Genomic DNA, 6,814 nt, shown 5'->3' with positions numbered 1-6,814 from the left:
ATGTGCATTATAGACCATTAAGATCCAGTTGCAAGCGAAAATTAAAAACTTATGACTTAAGCGTTCACTTTTAAACCAAACACCATATTAAGTTATTGTTTTATATTAATAATTATTTTAAATATTTATTTTTGACCCAAATAAGCCAGTATCATTATCGATAATTCTTGCTTAAGTTGTTGTTCTGATATGAGAAAATTATTCTGACTTACGTAACGCATCATCGTAAAAAGCGTACTATTAATAATTACAAAGGATTTATGTTTGACTTGTTCGAAGTCCCACTGATGAGGATTTCTACTAAATGTATATAAACCTACTTCAAAAAAATGCTTTTCTAAAATCTGAGCAGCTTGCGAATGACTATAGTCATGCCAATGTTTCAGTACTTCTATAAAAAATCCGTGATCGGCTTTTAATGCATTAAATCCTAGCTCTATCGCCAAGGGAATAAGCAGATCTAAAGGAATATTTCCTTGATGCATAACTAATTCTTTGAGTTGTTGTCCTAATAGTTCGCTTTTACGGCGTAATAGTTCTTCTATGATTTGATCTTTATTCTCAAAGTATTGGTAAATCGAGCCTACACTCACTCCAGATTTCTCTGCAATTTTAGGAGTCGTTGTATGAAGCAATCCATATTGGGCAATACAGTGCTGTGTTGCCTCTAAGATATGGTCAACAATAACTTTTGAACGCTGTTGCTGTGGGACTTTTCTCATCGTTTTTTTATTCGTTAAATGCGAATTGAATGCGAATAATTATTCATATTAGCCTATTTATCATTCAGATCAATAAGTAAGTAATGATATGCAAATGATTAGCCCGACTCGACTTGCTTCTTTTAATGATATGCAAGACAGTAATTTCTTTACTCAGTTTTTAAACATCTGTTGTGAAAAACCTGTACAACCGAACTATACAGAATATGTATCTTTACAACGTGCTCTTTGTGAAGGGGACGTTGAAATGGATAAGGTGATTGATTGGGTTATGCAAAATCCCAAAGATCATCGCATGATTTTTGAAAAGATATTATTTCAAGGCCGTAATGACCTATTCGAGCCTATACCTACTGAGTTAGAAAATTTCTTTAATTACATTGAACAAAAGCCTGAATGGTTAGATCAGCGCCAAATTGATGCGGCTGTTAAATTTACTCATCGTTTAGGAATAAATAATGGTTTTATTCTTAGAGATTTATCATTAATGGCGGGATATTTATATCCTGGATTTAATCAACCATTAATTTTAACAGGCGCACTAAAGAAACAGGCAGGTACTCGTTTAGCAGAAACTACAAAATGGTGGGTTGATATTACTGAACCTCAAGGACTTGATCGTTTAAGCTCAGGTTTTACTTCAACGATTTATGTTCGTTTTATTCATGCTCTTGTTCGCCGACAATTAAAGAAGTCTGATCGTTGGAATAGTGACGTTTGGGGAATTCCTCTTAATCAGTTTGATTTAGCAATGACTAATTTGGCTTTTAGCAGTGTAGTTTTACTTGCTATGAGAGCTTTAGGTATCTGGCCAACCAAACAAGAAGCCAAGAGTTTTTTACATTTTTGGCGTTATGTCGGATGGTTAATGGGTATTGATGAAAAATGGCTTATTCAATCTGAAACTGAAGGCTGGCGATTACTTTATTGGATGCAGTTTGCTCATCCTCACTCCGATCACAGCAGTGTTGAGTTAGGATCAAGCTTGTCAAAAGAACCTTTTGAGAGAAAATATCTGCATCTGCGCTCTTTGCAGCAGAAGCTTGCTTATCGACAACATTTAGAACTTACCCAATTTTTTATTGGTAAGAAACGGATGAAATTACTTGGATTGCCTCAACAGTCTGCTCCATGGTTTGCTTATTATCTGATTTTGCGTAATTCAGTACTTTTTAACGGCGCAAAAATTTCACCCAAAGTTGAAATTTTTTTAACTCAATCAGGTCGTAATTTACAAAAACTTGGCCTACGTCTTTATGAAAATCAAGGTAAGGTAAAAACCTTAGCGAGTATGCATCAATAGTTTTTAAAACCTAAAAATAAAAAATGGAAGCCCGTTATCCGGACTTCCATTTTTAAATATTAAGGAGTCTATTGAGCTGATGAACTGTGCATTTCAGCGTGATTCATTTGCTCATGTGACTCCATCATCTGCTTGTTATTTTGACTTGGCATATAGTCTGGTTCATTGTTAATTGCCCAATAAAAAATAAGCATAAATAGTAAGGCTAAGATAGAGGCTACAATAAGTAACTTCCATCCCCACCAAGATTGTTCTGGCGATAGTTTATTTGTCATTTCATTTCTCTCTTTAAATTAATTCTTTCAGTTTATTTAATTCATTAAGCTGATTAAAACTTCATGCTCATACGAACCCAATAATTTCTTCCGATATTATTGAACTGCTCTTCGCTCGCAAATCCAAAGCCTGCACTTCCCGCTTTATTTAAGTGTTCTGTGTAGGTCTTATCTAATACGTTATCGATACCAACAGAGACATCAATATCTTTACGAAGGTTGTAACTTCCGTTTAAAGAAAGTGTTGAGAATCCTTTACTTGGTTTTAGATCATATCCCACGATATTACCTTGATGTAGACTCACACGGTTTTGCTCAGCAACCGCTCGCCACAACAGACCCAAGTTATACTTGTCAGCTACATATCGAATATTTAATCGACCTTCTAAAGGTGAAATTTGAGGTAGCGGCTTGTTATCTGTGGTGTTTTTACCCCATGCATACATCGCACTCAAATCTGCTTGAATATGGTCAGTAAATTGGTATCCAATACCCGCCTCTGCACCAGCAATAGTCGCGTCAACATTTTTGGCACCCGCAGTAATATCATTACTCATATCATGCCCACCCATTCCCATACTTGGGTGATGGTGGTAACTCATTAAGATGTAGTCATCTACTAAACCTGCATAAGCTGAAGCCCATGTATTTAAAGCTCCATGTTGTTGCTGGAAGCCTAGATCCAACTGCAATGTTTTCTCAGGGTTGACACCGTTAAAGGTATTGGTTGAACCAGCGTTACCATGTTTAGGCGAGAAAAGCTCCCAATAATCAGGCATACGCTCTACATAACCTAAACCAATATAGCTTTTTAAGTCATGCTCAGGATGTTGATTTTCCCAGCGAACGAATGCACTCGGTAACGTCTTTTCAAGCTTTGTATTAAAGCCTTGTGCTTTAGAGTCGGCACGTTCATCTTCAACTGTGACTCGATCTAAACGCACACCTGTGACCAGTTTGTTGAGATCGTTCCATTGATAACCAAGTTCACCAAAAGCACCGTATGATTGAAAACGCATATCTTGACGATATGGAATATTCATTGAAGGCATATTTGGCGATGACATGCTACCGCCATGTTTATTAAATTGAGAATCTACACCTGTGATTAGGCTCCACTTATTCCATTCAGAGGTCATGGCTAAGCGCGAATTTAGTGTACGGCGTGTCACTTCCATTGCCATCGCGTTTGGCATAAGCATGGTCATACCACCATGGTTCATTTCAACTAATGGCGGAGTACGTAAGCTAAAGTTATCCATAATATGGTCGTTATAGCTGTAGTTCACCTGCCCTTCAATTTTCTTAATGACATCAGTGATGTTTTTCTTTTCGAACCGGAGACCTAGGCTTTCACGTGCAAATTGAGATCCGTCCATTGAACGTCCAGCATAAAGCGATTCACCATCAGATTTCCCACCCGTGAGCTCGATCCACGTGTTTTCATCTGGAGTGAAGCCAAGTGCTACATCAGCATTCCACTTTTTCCATGCTGAAGGTACGGTATTTCCATCACCGTCTTGATAACTATTAGACTCTGAACGGTTGGCATTTAAACGAATATATTTTTTTTCATCGCCAATTGCCGCTTCAACATTATGGTCAATACGTCCATATGAACCTAGCAGGACACTCGCTTGTCCACGATAAGGTTTTTCAGAGGTGAGCTTTTCAGGCTGACGTTCAAAAAGCACAGTAGCTGCTGAACCTGTATTGGCATATTGAACAGTTTGCGGACCTTTAATGACAGAAATACGGTCATAACTTTCTGGAGAGATATAAGAAGTTGGAGCATCCATACGGTTTGGACATGCACCTAGGTTTTCCGTTCCATCTGTCAAAATTTTGATGCGTGAACCAAACATGCCTCGGAATGTCACATCACCATTTGTTCCACCGCTTTGTATTGAGTTGAAGCCCATAATACTTTGTAGATAGTCTGCCCCATCTGTAGCGGGTACTGGCTGAATTGGTTGTTTCGGATCTGCATGTACAATCAGACCATTTGCATCGTTTCCTTGCTGTGCTGTAACAACAATAGGTGCCAATGAATGAAGCGATTTTGAATCGGCATCATTTTTTTCTGAATCGGCAAAAGCGAAACCCGAATGAGAGACAGCAAGCATCGCAACCCATAAAGGCTGTAATAAGAATTTAGAATGTGGCATTTTTTATACGCTCTAAAACATAAATAAAGTGATATCGAAGTCAATAAAGACCCCAACAAAAAATTGCTTTTTATTTATGCAAATAGAGGCGGTGCACGCCCTTGCGGGAGTAAGAAAAGTCGCTGTAGCGCAAAATAAACATGTCGAAATGCTTGTTGATAAGCGACTAAGCGAACTTGTATACGAACAAGTACTTCTTTTACGCCAAATTCGGGCGGTAAAACCAGATTGGCATAGACGGTACAATATTGACACTGGTGGTTTGCATCATGGTGGTCATGATGTTCAGGTAATTGTGCCTGCTCGATATGACGCTCATGATGCATATGCATGGTATGTGACATGGTTTCCATCTGCGCCTTGGGTTTAAGCAAAGCGCGGGTAATAGTTTCACAGACCGGAGCAATTTGATATTGCTTCGGCAATAGCGGCTGTAGAAATACCGCAATCTGTAAAAACACTGCTGCACATGCGAGCAACAGACCACTACGAAAAACCAAAAATCACATCCACACTATAATGTTTGAAAAAACTTTTAACGTTTCACCGCAACTTTTTCACGCTCGCGTTGACGAACAATTTTTTCGACTTTTTCGCGTGCGCGCTGACGTTTAAGTGGCGACAAATAGTCCACAAACAATTTGCCTTTTAAGTGATCCATTTCATGTTGGATACAAACAGCGAGAAGTCCGTCAGCTTCTATCTCAAATGCTTGACCTTCAAGGTTAATTGCCTCGATTTTCACACGTGACGGGCGATCAACTTTGTCGTATATTTGTGGCACTGATAGACAGCCTTCTTCGTACGGCTGCGTCTCTTCAGTCAGTGGAGTTATTTTGGGGTTAATGAAAACCAAAGGTTCATCTTTAGATTCAGACAAATCTATGACGATAAGCTGAATATGACGATCGACCTGAGAAGCTGCTAAACCAATACCTGGTGCCGCATACATGGTTTCAAGCATATCTGCTGCAAGTTGACGAATTTCATCAGTAACTTCTTCAACAGGCTTAGCAATGGTACGAAGACGGGGATCAGGAAAACTTAAAATAGGTAATAAGGCCATACTGACGTCCTCACTTATGCCATTGATTAAAAAACCAAATGAAGGAAATACTTCATCGAAAAATTGTGTGTTAGCCGCCTATTATAACGCATCTGCACGCATAATTTTTAGGAATTATCATAATGAAAAAGGTTTTTGACGGCATGGTTCAATTTCATGCTTTGGGGATAAAAAAGCATTTACTTGCTTTAGCACTCTGTACAGGAGTTGCATTTGGTACGGTAGCAGAGGTTCATGCTGCCAGTCCGAATCATAATCCGCCTTCTCTTAAAAGCAATGCACCCAATGTGTATGTTGTAAAACGTGGAGATACCTTATGGGATATTTCCGGTCATTTTCTAAATAAACCATGGCGTTGGCCTGAAATCTGGGCAAGCAATCAACATGTGAAAAATCCGCACTGGATTTATCCAGGTGACAGATTACTACTGTGTAGCTTAGATGGACGACCATTGGTAGGTAAAGATGAAGGAGATGGCTGTGTAGGTATTATTCGTCGTTACACAGGCCAAACCACAAACTTGCAACCACAAGTTCGTGTCGAAGCATTAAATAACAGTGTACCGGTTATTCCACTTGAACATATTAAACAGTGGTTAGAGCACAGTACTATTTTACCAGCCGATTCAATTGCCAACACACCTTACATTGTTGGGACAGCAGATCAACGTGTACTTGCAGGAAAAGGCCAAACTATTTATGCAAGAGGAAAAGGTCTAGTTGAAGGTCAGCGCTATGCTGTTTATCGCGAAGGCGAACCTTACTATTTCACAGACAGTAAAGGTAAAAAGCATAGCTTAGGCATAGAGCTGTCACAGGTTGCTTCTGGTGTTGCGATGTCTACTGAAAAAGACATTACCACATTGGAACTTACCGATAGCTATGATGGTGAAGTCCGTCGTGGCGATCGTGTTATGCCTGAAGAACAAGCTAATTTACCAACATTATTTTACCCCGTAGATGCTAAGCAAGTGACTGATGGCGGCAAAATTATTCGCGTCATGGGATCAATTGGTAGAGCTGCAAAAAATAGTGTCGTGACTTTAGACCGCGGTACAGCACAAGGTGTTCAGGTTGGTCAAGTTTTTGATATTGATCAACAAGGCGAGACCATTCGCGATCCAAAAACAAAAGAACCAATTCAGCTACCTGGTCAACAAATTGGTAGTTTAATGGTCTTTAGAACTTTTGATCAGCTGAGCTATGCTTATGTTCTAGAAAGCAGCTTACCAATTAAAGTCGGTTCAAGCATTCAGCCACCTCGTTTTACTGATTAGTGC

Annotated in this window: 6 protein-coding genes and 1 pseudogene; 2 read left to right on the top strand and 5 right to left on the bottom strand. The window is 39.1% G+C overall.

Translation table 11 applies throughout. The features are described from left to right. Nucleotides 1-154 precede the first annotated feature (154 nt). Nucleotides 155-722: pseudogene (locus B554_RS0110475) on the bottom strand (TetR/AcrR family transcriptional regulator). An 88-nt stretch (nucleotides 723-810) separates the two neighbouring features. On the opposite strand from B554_RS0110475, the gene B554_RS0110470 reads away from it, so the two are divergent. Further along, entirely contained in the window at nucleotides 811-2,025 is a 1,215-nt protein-coding gene (locus B554_RS0110470) for an oxygenase MpaB family protein (RefSeq protein ID WP_019458008.1), read from the top strand. A gap of 68 nt (nucleotides 2,026-2,093) precedes the next feature. On the opposite strand, the gene B554_RS0110465 is transcribed toward B554_RS0110470, so the two are convergent. The 4 genes from B554_RS0110465 to def form a co-directional block, all read right to left on the bottom strand. Next, nucleotides 2,094-2,300 (bottom strand): NADH-quinone oxidoreductase subunit J, encoded by a 207-nt coding sequence (locus tag B554_RS0110465; protein WP_019458007.1) that lies wholly within the window; start codon nucleotides 2,298-2,300, stop codon nucleotides 2,094-2,096. Nucleotides 2,301-2,353: 53 nt separating this feature from the next. Further along, complete coding sequence (locus B554_RS0110460; RefSeq protein WP_019458006.1) at nucleotides 2,354-4,468, bottom strand: TonB-dependent copper receptor; 2,115 nt, start codon at nucleotides 4,466-4,468, stop codon at nucleotides 2,354-2,356. 74 nt (nucleotides 4,469-4,542) lie between these two features. Then, the gene (locus B554_RS0110455) at nucleotides 4,543-4,968 is read right to left on the bottom strand and encodes a DUF2946 family protein (protein WP_004705923.1); all 426 of its coding nucleotides are present in this window, start codon (nucleotides 4,966-4,968) and stop codon (nucleotides 4,543-4,545) included. 35 nt (nucleotides 4,969-5,003) lie between these two features. Further along, the gene (gene def / locus B554_RS0110450) at nucleotides 5,004-5,534 is read right to left on the bottom strand and encodes a peptide deformylase (RefSeq protein WP_004705924.1); all 531 of its coding nucleotides are present in this window, start codon (nucleotides 5,532-5,534) and stop codon (nucleotides 5,004-5,006) included. Between the two features lie 122 nt (nucleotides 5,535-5,656). Here def and B554_RS0110445 point away from each other — a divergent pair, with 122 nt between their 5' ends. Continuing rightward, entirely contained in the window at nucleotides 5,657-6,811 is a 1,155-nt protein-coding gene (locus tag B554_RS0110445; protein ID WP_019458005.1) for a LysM peptidoglycan-binding domain-containing protein, read from the top strand. Nucleotides 6,812-6,814 lie beyond the last annotated feature (3 nt).

The sequence above is a fragment of the Acinetobacter sp. GG2 genome (assembly GCF_000292385.1).
GTDB classification, from domain to species: Bacteria; Pseudomonadota; Gammaproteobacteria; order Pseudomonadales; family Moraxellaceae; genus Acinetobacter; species Acinetobacter seifertii.
This window is presented reverse-complemented; position numbering and strand designations above follow the sequence as displayed.